We start from the raw sequence: 18,374 nt of genomic DNA, 5'->3' as shown, positions 1-18,374 counted from the left end.
TCCTACTCGTTATCTTCCGGATTGAGCCAATTATGAAGGGTAACTTTAGGTACAGGCTCATTTGCAGCACCTTGCTGCTCGATTTCTTTTTGGATCAATGCTTGTTTCCGTCGTTTTTGATCTTCAGCCACTTGCTCTTTTGTCGTAATATTTTTACGTTCCCAAGCCAGCAAGATACGATCGATATATTTTAAACTATACGCCTGATTCAAGACTGCTTCTCTTAAAGCTAGCCTGATCAATTCAGGTTGATAATGGTCAGTTTCCAACCACTGTCCAATCATCTCTAGTTCGATCGGAGACAGCTGTCTACCAAATTCTTTCTCGAATCCTTGATACAATTGCTTGATCGATTCTTCTGATGAATGCTCCTGCTCTTGTTCTATCTGTTTTTCCTGTAATAAAGAAATTTTCTCAAAAATTGGCAGTAGATCATACGTATCCATCATTTGTCCCTGCTCATTTTGCTTTGTCTGGATCGTTAGAAATCCTCTTGAAACGAGCTGATTCAATAACTTATAGATGACTTCCATGGGCTTATTCATGATCTGACTGATTTCAGCTAAATCTGGAAAAAGATCTCCTTTAGCTTGTGAACGGAATAATTGCAGCCAAAAGAGGAATTCTTCATCTGTTAAGCCGATTTTCTGATAATTTTCTATTACTAAATTGGAGACAGTCGTTTCACCGGCTTGCAGGTATTGATTGATTGATAACATAACTGCTCCCTACTTTCTTTTCTTAATTAGTTACTCATTGATTTTGTAAACATCATAATAAACAGATTTCATGTAATCGATCAGATATTGCGGATTCAATTCTTCTCCTGTTGCATCTTTGATCAACTGATTTGGTTTTCTTGAAGCCCCATATTGATGAATATGTTCAGTCAACCAGTTTTTGATCGGTGAGTAGTCATCACTTGCTAGAACTTTATTGATCTCAACATCATTCTCCATTGCATGACGCAATTGCGCTGCATACATATAGCCAAGTGCATAAGATGGGAAATAGCCAAAACTACCACCAGACCAATGTACATCCTGAACGATTCCTTCAAGATCATTTTCCGGACGAATCCCTAAATATTCTTCATATTTGTCATTCCAGATTTTTGGTAATTCATCTACTGAGATATCCTCATTAAAAATCAATTTTTCGATTTCATAGCGAATGATGATATGAAGCGGATAAGTCAGACTATCTGCTTCGATTCGAATCAAGCTGGCTTTGGTCTCTTTCAAAGAATCATAGAAATCAGCGAATGTAATATCGTCAAATGTTCCTTCTGTACATTCTTTGAAGAACGGAAATTGCTTTTCCCAAAACTGCTTATTACTGCCAATGATGATTTCATTAAACAATGACTGCGATTCATGGATCCCCATTGACGCACCGGTAGAAAGCGGTGTGTAATCATATTTTGGATCGATACTTTGTTCATAAATACCATGTCCCGCTTCATGGATAACTCCAAAAGTCGCCATTGAAAAGTTTGTTTCATCCCAGCGTGTAGTGATTCTTGCATCATTTCGATTCAAATCCAACATAAAAGGATGAACCGTATCATCTAAACGACCACGAGAAAAATCATAGCCTAACTGTTCTGCTACTCCTATGACAAATTTTCGCTGCTGCTCTTTTGTCACCTTTCTGGATAAAAAGTCTGTTCTAGGTGCTGTTCCTTTTTCAGCGATCGTCGCTCTGATCTCCATGATCCCAGTTTTGACTTGAGCAAAGATTTGATCTAACTTTGCCACTGTTAGTTCAGGTTCATATTGGTTCAATAGAACATCGTAATTTGTTGCTTCCTCTTTTTTCCAATAAGGGATAAACTCTTTTAGAAAATCAATGATCGTTTGGATTTCAGCTTTCATCTGACCAAAATCTTTCATTTTTCTAGCTTTGAGCCATGCTGCATGCGCATTAGTCAATGCTGTATTATACGCCTGCATACGTTCAGGAGGAATGCTGTGATTTAATTCATAATCCTCTTTGACTTGTTTATAAACTGCCAGCCCGACTTCTGATAATTCATCTGGATGCTCGTCAAAATAGCTTAGCGCTTCTTGGATTTTCGGTCCTACACTACGCTCAAATGACATACCGGATAAGTAGCCTACTGTTTCACCACGAAATCCACTGCCTGCTTCCGGCATCCCTGTTTGACTGTCCCATTCTAATAAACCTAATGCAGAATTCAATAACTCGATTTCTTTTACTTCTTGTAGAAATTCTTGTTCCTTCATTTTTTCATCCACCTACTCTTCTCTTGGTTTTCTTGGCGGTCTTTCTCCCCAATACTGGAATAAATCTGTACGCAATGCGCCATTGTATAATTTACGTTTTTTTGTTGCTTTAGCACCATAATACTGTTCAAAAGCTAGATCACTAGTCAGAATATACTTGCTCCAAGTTTTCAACGGACGGAAGACTTCGCCCATTTCTTTATACAATTTACGAACAGATTCTTCTTCTCCTAAACGTTCTCCATATGGAGGATTGGCAACGATAACACCGTATTCTTTGTCAGTCGAGAAATCCTTTAAAGCAACCTGTTTAAACGTGATAGAATCACCCAAACCGATTTCCTCAGCATTTGCTCTAGCAATATCGATCATTTTCCCATTGATATCTGAACCTGTGATATCCAATTCAATATCATAATCTGCTTTTTCATCTGCTTCAATACGAACCTTTTCGAATACAGCTGGATCAAACCAATTCCATGTTTCGCAAACAAATTCGCGATTAAATCCTGGAGCAATATTATGACCGATCAACGCTGCCTCGATACAGATCGTACCAGATCCGCAAACAGGATCATAAAAAGGACGGTCTTTGCGCCAATTCGTTAAAGTGACTAATGCTGCCGCCATATTTTCTTTTAAAGGTGCTCCGCCTTTTTCAAGTCGGTAACCTCGTTTAAATAAACTTGGTCCCGTTGTATCAAGTGTTAGTGTTACATGATCCTTTAATAGTGCTACTTCCAGCTGAAAAAAGGCTCCAGACTCAGCTAAAGGCACTGACGCTGGACGATGATAAACTTCTCTTAAACGATTAACGATCGCTTTTTTAGTGATCGCTTGGCAGTCTGGTGTACTGTACAATTTAGACTTGATCGATTTTCCAGCAACAGGAAATTCTGCATCCATCGGCAAATAATCTTCCCAAGGCAAGGCTTTGACTTTTTCAAACAATTCATCAAAGGTCAATGCATCAAATTCACCAACGATGATTTTTATACGATCAGCGGTACGCAGCCACAGATTGGCTGTCGCGATCGTTTCCATCGTTCCTTCAAATAATGCTTTTCCATTTTCAACTTGACAGGGAATCCCCAAATCACGTAATTCTTTTCCTACTAGCGCTTCTAACCCACTTGCAGCTGTGGCTACAAGCTTGAATGTTCTTTCTTTTGTCATGATAACTCCTCTTGAAGTTGAAACAAAAAGTCAACATATCCTACGTTTTGTTCCCCTCATTTGTCAGATTTTCTACTATTTTTACTTCCATCTTTAAAAAAAGCCTTCACAACAAAGTTGGAAGGTCATCCTGATTACATGTAATTTTCTGTAAGCCATGTTCTGTATCGACTGTTTCTCAGGGAAAAACAATCGATGGTCATCATCTATCTGCAGAAATCATTCTGCCTCTTCTACTCGTTCATTTCCTTTAGAAGAGCGCCCCTACCATTGTTTGGGTTGCTCGCTCGAGGGGTTTACCGCGTTCCACCAATTCCGTTTCCAAAATTGCTTCGTCACTGTGGCACTTTCAAGGGTACTCTGACATAGCCGAAACCTTAGTCATTTTTCCTGCCGTTACTCTAATACATAAAATCCGCCTAAGCAGCTTTGATGTATCCAAGTACCTTAGCTTATGTTTTCGCTAAGCACGAACACTACAGACATCTCAGTCTGTGCGAGCATGGACTTTCCTCAGCTTGATAAATCAAACCGCGATCACCCGAAAATCACACATGTATAAATAAGGTCAATTAAAATTGACGTGTTTCTGAATGATCGACATCACGTTCATAAGAATTATGGAAATTACTTTCATATGAAGGAGTTTGTCCCATACCAGAAATTGGATTTGAAGCTGGTGTATCATCTAATTTTTTTCCAAAAACTTCACGTTCTAAGTTAGATAGACGTTTTAAAATATCAAAGTTTGTAACAGCAGCACTCTTAGGCATTTCTGGTGTACTACGTGAAGGCATTGCTTGTTGGACTTTAGATGCTTGATCTAATTTAGCTAATAAGCGGTTATTCTCTTCTTGTAAAGTTAAGATTTCCTTATTATAAGCTTCATAGTCTTTGATTACGTTATCTAAAAATTCATCAACTTCAACCGGATCATACCCGCGCATCTTAGTTTTAAATTCTTTTTGTAAAATATCTTTTGGACTGTATACTAAATTTGCCATACTTACACCTCATTATTTTCTTTGATTAGGATAAAAGTTCATAGTTCAACAGCATTATTGTATCGGAAAATCGTCAGAAAATCAAACAGATTCTCACCAATCCATCGAGTTTTGTAAATCATCCATCGTTATCAGACGTATTTCATAAGGATATTGCTCAGAAAAAAGAGTCGCATCTTTTAAGAAATACTCTGTTTTTCCTGGGTATTCCCGATCGTAGATCAATAAACTGGCTCCTGTATGCTCTAATAAAAATCGAGTGTGCATTTTTAACTGCGCTGGTGATTGATAAGGTTGGTGACTGACCGAATCAACAAAATCTGCAAGACGTTCGACTTTTTCCAAATTTGCTTGATTTTTTTCATTCCAGTTACTGCCAAATTCTTTAAAAGGATAAATGACCCCAAGCTTCAATTCTGGGTAATCATTTTTCAATTCAGCCACAACTTCTGCTGCCCAAATTTCTGTCCCAAGGTTGCCTGAAACTAAAACCCACTCTAAACCAGCATCCAAAAACCCCATAATTTCTCTTTTTAAGACATTTTTAATAACTATAATTTTTGGGTCATTGTCTTGAAAAACCCCGATTTCAAAGCTTTTATATCCAGTCACATAAAGTGTTTTTACGTTTTCCATAGACATTCCTTTTCTTTCATAAAGATTTTTTGTTATAATATTTGCTAGGAGTGTGATAGAAATGGCTTTTCATTATCCTAATGGTACTCCCTATAACAATCATGAAGCACCGAAATCAAAAAGACAAGTAAAAAAACAAAAATCGATTCAGTTTGGCAAACGCGGTATGGACTTTGAAGAAGAAATCAATAAAAGTAATGCATACTACCTTGCTCGCACTATTGCAGTCATTCATAAAAAACCGACACCCGTCCAAATCGTCAAAGTGGACTATCCTAGTCGAAGCGCTGCAGTCATCAAAGAAGCTTACTTTAGACAGGCCTCCACGACGGACTATAATGGTGTATATAATGGATACTATCTGGATTTTGAAGCGAAGGAAACGAAAAACAAGACCTCTTTTCCTTTTAAAAACTTTCACCAACACCAGATCGACCATATTAGGCAATGTTTGGCTCAAAAAGGAATTTGCTTTGTTCTCTTGTGGTTTTCATCTTTGAATAGATGTTTCTTTTTTAGTGGTGAGGCGCTAGTGAGTTATTGGTCGGAACAAGAAATCACTGGAAAAAAGTCTCTACCTCTAGCAATGATCGAAAAAGAGGGAATTGAGATCCAAATTGGAATTGCGCCAAGAGTTCCTTATTTGGACGCAGTAGAACAATACATACAATCGAATAAAGGAGTTGCAATGAATGACAACTGATGAAATAGGATCACGCGCTGCAAGACATGGGCATTCACCTGCCCCTGCCCCGAACAGTGCGGAAAGCATTCCGCCTTCTGCTGGCGGAAAAAAGCCTAAGAAAAAAAGAATTCTGCTAAAAATTTTCTTAGGACTAGTCATACTAGGGATTCTCGGCTTACTTGCTGGTCTTGGCCTGTTTTGGTCTTACGCAAAAGATGCCCCTAAATTAGACGACGAAAAATTAAGTGCCACTGTCTCTTCAAAACTTTACGATATCAATAATGAAGTGTTTGAAGAACTGGGTGCGGAAAAACGGGAAATGATCAAGCCAACAGATGTACCCCAACTGCTTAAGGACGCTGTGGTATCGGTTGAGGATAAGCGCTTCTATAAACACAGTGGTGTAGATCCCATTCGGATCTTAGGCTCAGCTTTCTCAAACTTTAAAACAGGTGGTCTTCAAGGTGGTAGTACGTTGACACAACAGTTAATCAAGCTATCTTACTTTTCAACCTCTGAAAAAGATCAAAACTTAAAGAGAAAAGCTCAGGAAGCTTGGTTGGCGATCCAGTTGGAAAAAGAAAAATCAAAAGAGGAAATTTTGACGTATTATATCAATAAGGTCTATATGGCTAATGGTCTATACGGTATGGAGACTGCAGCCCAAACTTACTATGGCAAAACTTTATCTGAGCTGTCGCTTCCTCAAACAGCTTTATTAGCAGGAATGCCGCAAGCACCAAACGACTATGATCCTTATGTAAAACCTGATATTGCGAAAGAACGACGTGATGTTGTTTTGTATACGATGAAAGAAAATGAAAAAATTACGCAAAAGGAATATGATGAAGCCAAAGCCACACCGATCGATGACGGATTACAGCCACTTAAACAGTCAAACGATAATCGTAAGATCGTAGACAACTATATTAAAGAAGTGATCGATGAAGTAGAAGCGATGGGCAAAAATATTTATACAGACGGGTTAGATATCTATACAAACCTTGACATGAATGCACAAAAGCATCTCTACGATATCATCAATACAGATCAGTATGTGGACTATCCAGATGCAGATTTCCAAGTAACTTCAACTGTTATTGATGTAAAAACAGGACAAGTCAAAGCGCAGATCGGCGGACGTAACATCCCCGATGATGTTCAATTAGGTACTAACTTTGCTAATGAAACCGATCGTGATGTAGGATCAACGATGAAACCAATTGCTGATTACGGTCCTGCAATCGAAAATCTAAATTACTCTACGGGTCGAATCATGATGGATAAACCCACAACTTATGAAGGAACTAATATTCCAGTTACAAATGCAGACATGCAATATTACGGTGCATTGACGATGCGTAAAGCGATCATGTACTCCCGTAATACTACCGCCATTCAAACCTTTGATGCAGTTGGTAGCGATAAGTCTGCTGAATTTCTGAAAGGTTTAGGCATTGAGTTTAAAGATATCGTTGCTGCAAACGCGATTTCCAGTAACACAAGTGAACTCGGTGGAAATAAATACGGAGTCTCTTCTTTAAAATTAGCTGCAGCATATGCCGCATTTGGAAACATGGGTGTCTACAATAAGCCCTACTATGTAAATAAAATCGTCTATCAAGATGGCTCTGAAGAGGTCACTCAAACGGAAAGTCATCGTGCAATGAAAGACTCTACTGCCTATATGATGACCGATATGTTAAAAGACGTTATAAACGGCGGAACGGCCTTCAATGCAGCTGTTCCCGGACTTGTCCAAGCGGGTAAAACAGGAACGGCCAACTACACGGATGAGGATCTTGTTAAAATGGGCGCTTCAGAATCTTCCAGCATTGCACCTGACAGCACGTTCGTAGGTTATACACCTCATTATGCCGTATCTGTCTGGACAGGCTACAGGAACCGTTTGACCCCTATTCCTTTCGAATACTGGGGCACTGCTTCTTCTGTCTATCGTGAAATGATGACTTATCTTTCTGAAGGAACAGCAACGGATGATTGGACAATGCCTGATAGCGTGATTCGCTCTGGTAGTGAACTCTATGTTAAAGGTGCTTACGAAGAACAATTGTTGCCTTCTAACACAGGCTATACTTCTTCAACCTCTTGGGAAGCACCTGTAAGTTCTGAGCCAACCTCAAGCAGTTCAACAGTACCATCATCAGAAACACCCGTTTCACAATCAAGTGACGCGCCTGTTTCATCTACACAAGCACCTGAACCGCCTACACCATCGTCGACGGAAGAACCACCTATCACTTCGACTGAAGTGCCGCCGGAGCAATCATCAGCACCACCTGAACAAAATAATGCTTCTCGATCTGGCCGTTCTTCATCAGGTTGATTGAATAAAAAATGTCTGGGACGACTTGATAAGTCATCCCAGACATTTTTTTATTGATTATTCAACGCTGCCTCAACAAATCCCTTAATCAAATGCTGTGGTCTATTTGGTCTAGAGATCAATTCTGGATGGAACTGACAGCCGACAAAGAATTTTTTGTCCGACAATTCAACGATCTCTACTAAACGGTTATCTGGGGAAACACCAGAAAAGACTAAGCCGTTTTCTTCAAATAGTTGACGGTATTTGTTGTTGAACTCATAACGGTGACGATGACGTTCTTGAACAACTTCTTGCTCTTCATAGGCTTTAGCCGTTACGGTTCCTTTTTTGACTTTACATGGATATAAGCCAAGACGTAGCGTTCCGCCAAGATTTTCAACATTTTCCTGATCTGCCATCAAGTCGATGATATTGTTTGTGATTTCAGGATTATTTTCTGCCGATCCTGCATCTTCTAAGTGTACAACATTACGAGCAAATTCTACACAAAGCATTTGCATGCCCAAACAGATGCCTAAAAACGGAACATCATTTTCACGAGCATAACGAATAGCTTCTATCTTACCTTCGACTCCGCGATCACCAAATCCGCCAGGAACTAGAATTCCATCTGTATCTTTCAAGATTTCCTCGACATTTTCTGCTGTTACTTCTTGTGAATCGATCCAATCGATCGCAATGTCTGAATCAAAAGCAAAACCAGCATGTTTCAATGCTTCAACCACGGATAAGTACGCATCCGGAAGTTCGACGTATTTCCCAACTAATGCAATTCTCGTTGTTTTCTTAAGTCCAAGCACTTTTTCTTCCAAAGCACGCCATTCAGTCATGTCCGCTTCCGGTACATCTAATTTCAAGTGATCACAAACGATCTGATCCATATTTTGTGCTTGAAGAGCCAACGGGATCGAGTACAGTGTTTCCACATCTCGCGATTCAATTACTGCTTCTGGCGCAACATCACAAAACTGTGCCAGTTTATTTTTTGTTCCTTGGGAAACCGGTAGTTCTGTACGAACAACTAAAATATTTGGCTGAATCCCTAAACTACGCAATTCTTTCACACTATGCTGTGTTGGTTTTGTCTTCATTTCACCTGCAGCCTTTAAATAAGGAATCAATGTCGTATGAATGTACATGACATTATCGCTGCCCACTTCTGCTTTCATTTGACGTAAAGCTTCTAAAAATGGCAGTGATTCAATATCTCCAACGGTTCCGCCAACCTCAGTGATAATGATATCTGCATCTGTCAACGTTGCTGCACGCATGATCTTATCTTTGATCTCATTCGTGATATGCGGGATCACCTGAACAGTTGCGCCTAAATATTCACCTTTACGCTCTTTTCTTAACACTTCTGAATAAATTTTCCCAGTTGTCACATTTGAATATTTATTGAGATTGATATCAATAAAACGTTCATAGTGACCTAGATCCAAGTCTGTTTCGGCACCGTCATCTGTGACAAAAACTTCTCCGTGTTGGTAAGGACTCATTGTTCCTGGATCCACATTGATGTATGGATCAAATTTTTGAATCGTTACTTTTAAGCCACGATTTTTTAGTAAACGTCCTAACGATGCTGCGACAATTCCCTTACCGATCGAAGAAACTACGCCGCCTGTAACAAAGATGTATTTCGTCATAATATAAAAAAACCCTTTCTCTAAATAGATTTGTAGAGAGAAGCGAACGTTTCCTGTTTGACTTTCCTGACACAAAAAGCAAAAGCTCCCTATCCAAAATGAATAGGGAGCTGGAAATTCGTTACAAGCTTCTGACCTTCTTAAAGGTGCCCAAGTAGTATAATACAAGCAAATTTGTTTGAGGTCAAGTGTTTCTGTTAGAACAGATATCAATTTTTAGTTCAGACTTTTTTTATTTAGTGCCTACTCGTTGATGTATGCGTATTTATAGGTACAAGTCGCACCAAAATTATGATACTGGATTCCTTCAACACCTGGTCGTACTAATTGTCCTCTTGCTTGTTGGTACAAAGGAACTAAGGCAGCATCTTCCTCAACTAAAACTTTTTCAGCAGCAATCAAAGTTTCCCAACGTTTTTCTGGATCATTGGCATACTTGTTAGATGCATCATCGATCAGCTGATCATATTTTTCACTGCGGTAGCTTGTTTTGTTTTTGCTGCTGACAGAACTTTCTAAGAAAGTCATTGGGTCTTGGTAATCTGGTCCCCACATGCTGACAGATAACTCATAATCCCCTTTTTTCATCAATTCGATCGAGTTGTTCAGTGGGACTGTTTTAACGTTGACTTTTAATCCTGGTAATGCATCTTCTAATTGCCCTTGGATAAACTCAGCAACTTTTTTGTCTCCGTCACCATCTTTAGACAATAACTCGATCGTCACATCACCGTTCAATTCTTTCTTCGCTTTATCTAAATACTCGTTTGCTAATTTTTCATCTGTTTTTACTAACTCGCCAGCTTCTTTTCGGAAATCTTCTCCTGTTTCAGGATTAGAAACAAAATCTTTTGGAATGTATCCGTAAATCGCTGTCGATCCGTCAGCTAAAATGTTATCGACTAAGCTTTCCTTATCAAGAGCGTAAGAAATTGCTTTGCGGACATTTTCATTAGCGAAAATCGATGGCTTGTCATTTCTCTTTTGATTCATTCTAAGTGAATAGACTTTTGAGCGCTGAATCGCTTCATAATCAGGATTGTCTTTGTTTTGTTTTGCAAAGTCTCCTGTTAAAACAGCAACATCCAATTCTCCAGATTCATATAAATTGAATACTGTATTTGTTTCTTTCAATACTTCGAAATGAATTTTTTCAGATTTGACCTTATCCGCATCGTAATATTCCGGATTTTGAACTAAATCCCACGACATAGATGATTGATCCCAATTTTCCATCAAGAACGGTCCATTTGAAACAATGTTTTCACTAGATGTTCCATAGGCCTTGCCCTTTTCAGTAACAAATTTTTCATTTTGCGGGAAGAATGGTGAAAAAGCCAATAATGAAGTGAAATACGGTACTGGTTTTTCCATTTGAATTTCAAGTGTATAATCATCAAGCGCTTTGACACCTAATTCATCCGCTGATTTTTCTTCATTGACGATTTCAGTCCCATTCAAAATCGTTCCGTCCATCAAGAAAAAGTAGTTGGCCTGATTTTTGGGATCCGCCATTTTTTTCCATGCAAAGACAAAGTCTTTTGCTGTTACTTTATCTCCATTTGACCATTTCGCATCGTCTCTTAATTTGATCGTATAGGTTTTTCCATCTTCTGAGATTTCCGGTAATTCTTTAGCAACAGCCGGAATGATTTTATCTTTTTCATCCAACTGATACAACCCTTCAAAAACGTTTGATTGAGCGTTCACACTTGGTTCATCCTGTGTAAATATCGTATCCATTGAGCCTATTTCTGATGCCTCCATCAAATTTAACACTCTTGTAGATTTTTGCTCGGTCCCATTTCCTTTTCCCGAATCATCTGTTGCTGATTTCCCTGCGTTCCCGCCGCAAGCAGACAGCAACAATAATGTCGTCATTAAAGTCAGACTTTTTTTAACTCCTTTTTTCATACGTTCCACCTTTTCCTTCTTTTTTATTTATTCACAAGTTCTTCCATTTTGATCAATTCTTGCTTTACGTCTAAATAAGCATATGGAAGCCCTTGATTCTCATATTCAAATTCGCCCCGTTGATTATCGATCGGATCTGCTCTTAAAAACTGTTTCGACGGATTAAAATCAGTTTGAATTTCGCTGTTAGCAGGCATTCTAAAAATATCAAGATTACCGAAGTAATAATTCCAGCGTTCTTCATCTCCTGCTCTTTTTGCTCCTCCGCCAAAAGATAGATCAGCAAATATCCAGCCATAAGGTGCGACATAAAATTGTGCCCAATCGTGGCAGCCTGTGTAATATTGCGACACGTACAATCCTGATTGCCATTTTGCTGGTATTTTCGCCATTCGGCAAAGTGTGATGAACAGAATCGCCTGAACCCCACAATCGCCTTTTAAATTGACTGCAGCATACTCAGAAATATTATCGATCGTAAAATATTCCCTCATAAAGGAGTAATTGACTTTAGTTGTGATAAAATCATAGATTTTACGCGCTTTTTTGATTGGATTTGTTTCCCCTGCTAAAATTTCTTCAAGCAATTGTTCCAAGTAAGGCGTAAATCGAATATGAGGCAGCTGCTCACTCAATTCAAAATCCGGTTGTTCTATTATTGCCTTATCTGGATCTAATTCCACATAATCAACGTGGTTGATATAGCTATATTCCACGCTGAAAACTTGATCCTCTTCTAACGTTGTTTCGAAGAAAACAGTCCGCTGTGCTTCTTCTTCTGGTGCGATAAACGTTGCTTCAGGCGTCGTACTTAAAATTTCGATCTCTGAAGCTTGTTTACAGCTTTTCGGTAATGGTAAATACACTCGAACTTTTTCTCCAGGACGTTCGTATTCCTTTTTCACCTGAATGCTAGTTTTCAAATGAATCTTGACTGTTCGCCCACCATTTTCTTTCATAAGCTGAATATTTTGAGTTAGCTCTTGCTTGCGCAGACGATCCACTTCGCTATCTTCTTTTACAAGTAATCTCGCTTCATAATCAGCTTGTGTTTTGATCAAATTCATTAAGAAGCGTCTTTGAAAATGAATGTTTCCATCGATAAACAGCCAATCAACTTTACCCGTTTCCTTCAAGTCAGTCAATTCTTGCTCCTGATAATTTGAAAAGGTTTCTTTCATCATTTTATTTGCTTCTTCAAAATCAAAGGGGTATTCATTGATCCCTACGATTCGAATGATATCTTGTTCGATCTCTAATCTTTTTCGTAATGCTTGCGGAATTTCTTTTGCTAGTAAATGCTCGATCATTTTTTCAGCACCAGTAAAATCACCATAATTTTTCAATTTGATAATATCTTCCGGCAACGGTACACTCATATACTTTAAGTCGTAATACATTCAAATTCCTTCTTTCTTATTTGCTCAAACCTAATCCCGCTTGGTTTGTCAATTCAATGACACTGATCGGTTCTAATCCGACACCACCTGGAATCGCTACCTCAGTCAATCCAAATGTTGCATCTAGATCCGCTCTCGTAATATTTTTTGTCCCTGTGGCTAAATGTGCAGCTGCTGTTACGCCAATATTCGTTTCTTCCACCATACAGCCAATCATACACTCCACGCCAGCTGCTTCACAAATACTATTGATCTTGAGTGCTTCGTGGATCCCGCCGCATTTCATCAACTTGATATTCACGTAATCAACAGCATGAGCTCTGATCAAACGTAATGCGTCTTTTGAATCGAAGCAGCTTTCGTCAGACATGATCGGAACAGAAACATTTTGGGTCACATAAGCGAGGCCGTCAATGTCATGGTATGCGACAGGCTGTTCGACCAATTCGATTCCATAATCTGCTATACGTTGGATCATGTTTACCGCTTCTTTAGGTTTCCATCCTTGATTTGCATCCAGTCTTAAGTTGATATCGTTGCCCACAGCCTGACGTATGGCTTCGATGCGGGAAATATCTTGTGAAACCCCTGTACCGACTTTGATTTTTAATGTATCGAACCCTTGTAAGACAGCTTGCTTGGCTTTTTGAGCCATGATGTCCGGTGTATCGATCCCGATCGTTAAGTCTGTTTTGACCGAACGTGAGAAACCGCCTAGTAATTTATATACTGGTAAACTTGATTTCTTACCTAAAAGGTCATAACAAGCTATATCGATCGCAGTTTTAGCCGATGGTGCATGAGCTGCAACAGTATTCATGATATGATGGACTTTTTCAATATCCAGCGGATCGACCCCAATCAACTGCTTTTCAAATAACTGGATACATTCTGTAGTTCCTTTCAATGTCTCTCCCGTTATCAAAATTCCAGGTGATCCCTCACCATAGCCAATAATTCCTTCATCTGTTTCGATCTCAACAATTGCACTCATTGAATGTTCGATCGTTCCAAGAGCGATCGTGATCGGCTCTTTTAGTTTAGCCGCTTTCGCCGCCACATTGATTTTCGTTATCTTCATTTGATATCCCCCAATAGTATTTCCTTCGATTTCCAATCGATCATTAAAGTTTCGTTAAATCAACAAACTTATCTAAAAGAACAAATAAATGTTCTTTTTTGCATTTTCAGTTCAAATACACCGTTCAAATTGAATTAATTGTTACAATTTTAAGATTACTCTATGAAAATGTCAATACAATAATGAGAATTTTCTGTATGTTCTGTCATCAAAATTCAAGTACTTGTAATTTTGCAGCTAATTCGAGATAATATGAAAGAAAAAAGGATTCTAAACAAAGGACGGCTATAGATGGAATTTAGAGAAATCAAGAATTTAAGGAAAGAAAAAAAGATTACTTTAACCGAATTAGGAGAAAAAACTGGTTACTCAGCTAGTTTTTTATCTCAGATCGAACGTGGCGCCAACCGCCCCTCACTAGAAGCTTTACGAAAAATTGCTGACGCTTTGGATGTAACTGTCGCCTCTCTTTTAGCCAATGAAGCCCCACAAGTCATTCAAGATGATGAAACGACTGAAAAGGGATATAAGGTCATTCGAAATACCTCTAATACAAAATATAATCCGTGGCAAACTAATTCTACTTACTATGATACGTTGTTCAACTTACCGGTACATACCAATAATATGGTTATTTCAAAGATCTACATCGATGCCCAGTCTTCTTCCAGCGGAAAGAAAATTGCTCATAATCTTTGTGAAATAAACTACGTAATCAAAGGTGAAGCCACTGTTGAGCTTAAGGACGAAGTACTCGTTTTGAATGAAGGCGATGCGATTTTTCTTGAAGCTTTCACGCAGCATAATATCATGAATACCACTGAAAATGAGTTGATGCTCTTTACGCTTCAATTTTAGCGGATACTACTTTACCGTATAAGCTTTAACAAAATACTCGTTTTTTTCTCTTTATTTTTTTGTTGCTTATTGAAAAAGATTCTCATTTACAAAGTATTTAAAAAAAGGTATTATATGGGAAGAACGAACTGTATTGGCACACGGCTTTTCTTGCTGACGATTTCACATGTAGAAGCTTTGTAGCCAGGAAAAGGAGTAGATACAATGACTGAAACAAATCAAGAATGGTCTGCTGAAGAAATCGAGGATATCAAAGAACAAATTTTAACTGCTTTAGAAACAGTTATCGACCCTGAGCTTGGGATCGACATTGTTAATCTAGGCTTGATTTATGAAGTAGAATTTGCCCAAAATGGAGATACTGTCATCAAAATGACACTGACAACGATGGGGTGTCCTTTAGCAGATGTGTTGACAGAGCAGATCCACGAGGCTTTAAAAGAAATTCCCGAAGTAAAAAATCCAGAGGTAAAATTAGTGTGGTACCCTGCTTGGACGACAGATAAAATGTCGCGTTATGCTCGGATCGCTTTAGGAATTCGATAGAACAGATATGTAAAAAGAGCCGCCTGCATTTCAATTGCAGGCGGCTCTTTTCTATTTGTATTCTCCTTCTTCCATGCCTTGACTGTTTACTTCCCAAGAAGCGCTAGCATTGATGACCAACACATAATTATCCGCATCCTTTGGTATCTGAGCGAAAACTTTTCCAGAATATGCACCAGATGTTTCTACTAAATTAGCAATCAGCTCACCATCACTATCAAGTAACTTTACTTTAAAATCAGAGTTTCCAGAATGTTTCAACTCAAAAACAGCAGGTCCTTTTTTTAAAGCGATATTAGTTATCACATCATCTCCCGTACCTGTTTTTGCTACTTTTGATCCACTCGTTTTATCATCAGTCGCTACCCCACTGCCTCCATATCCCACTCCATAATTATCATCACGAGCACTTTGAGGGCTATTATACTCAATTTTACAGCCTACAAGTAATGAAAGGCTTAGAAAAATTATAAATAAATATTTGCTCATGTCTTCTCTCCTCACATTCGAACAATGACACAGCCTGACAAAACGATCCCAACGCCTACTAAGAAAAGAAACAAACATAGGTACTTATCCATTTTTTTCATCTTTGTCACCTCACTTTTTCATAGTATATTCGCAAATGTTCGAAGCTGCCTTTCTATTTTCTCCCACTATCCTTTCAAACAAAAAAGCGCCCGAAACAAAACGAAAAAACCGTTTTGTTTCAGACACTAACTCTCGATAAAGGAACATATGCTTCTTTATTTTCTTTTGTGTTTCAACACAGTACTTAACATGAATAATCCGGTGACGATCGTCGTTACTGCTTGTAATAATTTGATTTTGTCGATTTTTTCTGCTTTGACTTTCATGCTTATCCCTCCTAATATATTCATCTTACAACCTATAACTACTTGATACGACTAATTTGCTTATTGGCTAATAACAAAGACACCTATAATGATCAATAAAACCGCTACAATCTTTCGAAAAGTCAGTCTTTCCTTAAAAACAAAATAGGAAATGATCACTGTCCAAACATAGGTCAGTGAAGTCATCGGAAATGCGATCGAGTAATCCAAAAATTTCAGCAATAAAATATTCGTCCCCGCACTCAAAAGATACAAAAATGAGCCTAAGTAGATCCAAGCATTCGTTAAAACGGACTTAAAACGCAACTCAGTTAAATCATTCATTCCTTTTTTCAACGCTAAGGCGCCAGCGCTTCCAGATAATGTCGACACAATCAAAATAATCAAAATAGCAAAATAATCGATCATGCCGCTCCCTCATTTCCTTCTATCCCTAAAAGAATCGATCCCGCTACGATAAATCCAGTTCCTAACAATTTATACCATGTAATCGATTCATTCAAAAATACTGCTCCTAAAACGATCGAAAGCGCAAACCCTAAACTCATCATTGGTTGTAAAATCGATACTTCACCAAAGCGAAAGCCAGCCATCATAAAAAACATTCCTGCACCAGCAGCTATAAATCCAATTACATACAAAATCACTGCATAGCTTCCGCTGCCATCCGCACCGAATTTCCACGCCAACTGCCCCAAACTACTTAATGTTGCCGCAATAATAATTAGAAGTATTCCCAAACTAAGTTTTTGCTGTTTTTTCTTAGCATCCATTTTTACCCCTCCTTATTGACAATAGCGATGTATAAATTCAAAGACCGTTTCAAAATAATGCTCTGGTTCATAGATAAACGACGAAAGATGAGGCGCCTGTTCAATCATCAAACTTTCTTTGACACCATTTGTCGCCTCCATATTTTTATAAAGCATTTGATGCGGAACGAATTTATCGCCTGTTCCATGAATCAGTAAAAGCGGTCGTTCATTTTTAGCTAATTGATCGACTGCGGACGCTTCTTTCAAAGAATAACCAACTTTTTTTCGTGCCAAAGAATCAGCAATCGGCAAAATCGGAAAATTTGGCAATCTAAATGCAGAACGCAGCATTGCACCAAATTCATGATAAACTGAAGAATAACCACAATCGGCAACTAGGCCTTTAATATTTTTCGGTAGGTCTTCGCCACTTGTCATCATAACAGTTGAAGCCCCCATAGAACCTCCAAATAAAATAATTTCAGCGTTCGGCTCGATTTTCAATACTTCCTGGATCCAATTAAATAAATCTAAGCGGTCCAACCATCCCATACCAATCACATTTCCTGAGCTTTGTCCATGCGCTCTTAGGTCTGGAACCAAACAATTATATCCTTGTTCTGCAAACATAGACGCTACGTAGGACATATCCCGTTTTCCATAAGAACGATATCCATGGACACAAATCACCCATTTTTTAGTTTTAGGATATGGCTGAAACAAGCGACTATATAAACGTTCATTTCCTACCTCCAACCAATGATCTGCAGCAAACGGCTGCTCCCAAAATTCTGCCCCTTTTTGAAGCTGTTTTTCTTCTGTTAAATCATACTGGGAACGCCCTTTATTGAAATTATCCGGGTTCATCATTTTGTGTCCTGTTGTATGGTACCATTCATTTTCTCTGAACAAAGCGACGTTTATAAAAAAATTTGCCGCATAAAATGCAAGCCCCATAATCAGTCCGATTAAGATAATTACGATCCAAATAATTCCTGTCATTGACATCACCTCTCGCTTAAATTTTTAACTTCTACACTAAGTATACTCTTTTATCAATAAAAAAAGTACCAATGTCCTGAGCCTTTTCTTACTGAAAAAGAACGAGAGCGGAACAAAACTAAAAATCAGTTTTGTTCCGCTCTCTAAATTCGAATAAAGGGCAATAAAAAGTAACGTCCTCGGAAATAAGCACTTTTATCTCAGCCTTATTC

General features: G+C 38.5%; 17 protein-coding genes and 1 other RNA gene. 4 read left to right on the top strand and 14 right to left on the bottom strand.

Going from position 1 to position 18,374, the window contains the following annotated elements:
* Positions 1–2 precede the first annotated feature (2 nt).
* From H3T55_RS06025 to H3T55_RS06000, 6 genes are all read right to left on the bottom strand, one after another.
* A complete protein-coding gene (locus tag H3T55_RS06025) occupies positions 3–719 on the bottom strand; it encodes a DnaD domain protein (protein WP_225533771.1) in 717 nt (238 codons plus the stop codon).
* A gap of 30 nt (positions 720–749) precedes the next feature.
* Positions 750–2,249 (bottom strand): carboxypeptidase M32, encoded by a 1,500-nt coding sequence (locus H3T55_RS06020; RefSeq protein ID WP_225533770.1) that lies wholly within the window; start codon positions 2,247–2,249, stop codon positions 750–752.
* A gap of 12 nt (positions 2,250–2,261) precedes the next feature.
* The gene (locus tag H3T55_RS06015; RefSeq protein WP_225533768.1) at positions 2,262–3,425 is read right to left on the bottom strand and encodes a THUMP domain-containing class I SAM-dependent RNA methyltransferase; all 1,164 of its coding nucleotides are present in this window, start codon (positions 3,423–3,425) and stop codon (positions 2,262–2,264) included.
* Between the two features lie 146 nt (positions 3,426–3,571).
* Positions 3,572–3,974, bottom strand: an RNA gene (gene rnpB, locus H3T55_RS06010) — RNase P RNA component class B.
* Between the two features lie 23 nt (positions 3,975–3,997).
* Entirely contained in the window at positions 3,998–4,429 is a 432-nt protein-coding gene (gene gpsB, locus H3T55_RS06005) for a cell division regulator GpsB (RefSeq protein ID WP_087640325.1), read from the bottom strand.
* A gap of 93 nt (positions 4,430–4,522) precedes the next feature.
* Positions 4,523–5,065: a DUF1273 domain-containing protein gene (locus H3T55_RS06000; RefSeq protein ID WP_225533766.1), complete on the bottom strand. Its 543-nt coding sequence runs from the start codon at positions 5,063–5,065 to the stop codon at positions 4,523–4,525.
* A 61-nt stretch (positions 5,066–5,126) separates the two neighbouring features.
* On the opposite strand from H3T55_RS06000, the gene recU reads away from it, so the two are divergent.
* Entirely contained in the window at positions 5,127–5,768 is a 642-nt protein-coding gene (recU, locus tag H3T55_RS05995; RefSeq protein WP_225533765.1) for a Holliday junction resolvase RecU, read from the top strand.
* Positions 5,758–8,097 carry a PBP1A family penicillin-binding protein gene (locus tag H3T55_RS05990; RefSeq protein ID WP_225533764.1) on the top strand — a complete coding sequence of 780 codons (2,340 nt, stop codon included), beginning with the start codon at positions 5,758–5,760 and terminating at the stop codon, positions 8,095–8,097. The genes recU and H3T55_RS05990 overlap by 11 nt, the downstream gene beginning before the upstream one ends.
* Before the next feature lie 50 nt (positions 8,098–8,147).
* On the opposite strand, the gene H3T55_RS05985 is transcribed toward H3T55_RS05990, so the two are convergent.
* The 4 genes from H3T55_RS05985 to H3T55_RS05970 form a co-directional block, all read right to left on the bottom strand.
* Positions 8,148–9,749 (bottom strand): CTP synthase, encoded by a 1,602-nt coding sequence (locus H3T55_RS05985; protein WP_225533763.1) that lies wholly within the window; start codon positions 9,747–9,749, stop codon positions 8,148–8,150.
* 243 nt (positions 9,750–9,992) lie between these two features.
* The gene (locus H3T55_RS05980) at positions 9,993–11,663 is read right to left on the bottom strand and encodes a peptide ABC transporter substrate-binding protein (RefSeq protein ID WP_225533761.1); all 1,671 of its coding nucleotides are present in this window, start codon (positions 11,661–11,663) and stop codon (positions 9,993–9,995) included.
* A gap of 23 nt (positions 11,664–11,686) precedes the next feature.
* On the bottom strand, positions 11,687–13,063 hold the full coding sequence (locus H3T55_RS05975; RefSeq protein WP_225533760.1) for a transglutaminase-like domain-containing protein: 1,377 nt from the start codon (positions 13,061–13,063) through the stop codon (positions 11,687–11,689).
* 16 nt (positions 13,064–13,079) lie between these two features.
* Entirely contained in the window at positions 13,080–14,144 is a 1,065-nt protein-coding gene (locus H3T55_RS05970) for a dipeptide epimerase (protein WP_225533759.1), read from the bottom strand.
* A 291-nt stretch (positions 14,145–14,435) separates the two neighbouring features.
* Between H3T55_RS05970 and H3T55_RS05965 the strand changes: the two genes are divergently transcribed.
* The gene (locus H3T55_RS05965) at positions 14,436–15,002 is read left to right on the top strand and encodes an XRE family transcriptional regulator (RefSeq protein WP_087640332.1); all 567 of its coding nucleotides are present in this window, start codon (positions 14,436–14,438) and stop codon (positions 15,000–15,002) included.
* 204 nt (positions 15,003–15,206) lie between these two features.
* Entirely contained in the window at positions 15,207–15,548 is a 342-nt protein-coding gene (locus H3T55_RS05960) for a metal-sulfur cluster assembly factor (protein ID WP_069644547.1), read from the top strand.
* 51 nt (positions 15,549–15,599) lie between these two features.
* On the opposite strand, the gene H3T55_RS05955 is transcribed toward H3T55_RS05960, so the two are convergent.
* The 4 genes from H3T55_RS05955 to H3T55_RS05940 form a co-directional block, all read right to left on the bottom strand.
* On the bottom strand, positions 15,600–16,037 hold the full coding sequence (locus H3T55_RS05955) for a hypothetical protein (protein WP_225533757.1): 438 nt from the start codon (positions 16,035–16,037) through the stop codon (positions 15,600–15,602).
* Between the two features lie 428 nt (positions 16,038–16,465).
* Entirely contained in the window at positions 16,466–16,813 is a 348-nt protein-coding gene (locus H3T55_RS05950) for an EamA family transporter (RefSeq protein ID WP_225533756.1), read from the bottom strand.
* Entirely contained in the window at positions 16,810–17,178 is a 369-nt protein-coding gene (locus H3T55_RS05945) for an EamA family transporter (protein WP_087640335.1), read from the bottom strand. Before H3T55_RS05945 ends, H3T55_RS05950 begins: the two co-directional genes overlap by 4 nt.
* 12 nt (positions 17,179–17,190) lie before the next feature.
* Positions 17,191–18,162 (bottom strand): alpha/beta hydrolase, encoded by a 972-nt coding sequence (locus H3T55_RS05940; protein WP_225533755.1) that lies wholly within the window; start codon positions 18,160–18,162, stop codon positions 17,191–17,193.
* Between the last annotated feature and the right edge of the window lie 212 nt (positions 18,163–18,374).

It is taken from the genome of Enterococcus sp. S22(2020), assembly GCF_020295385.1.
Classification (GTDB): Bacteria; Bacillota; Bacilli; order Lactobacillales; family Enterococcaceae; genus Enterococcus_L; species Enterococcus_L dunnyi.
Note: the sequence above shows the minus strand (reverse complement) of the source record. Positions and strands in the feature narration are given on the sequence as shown.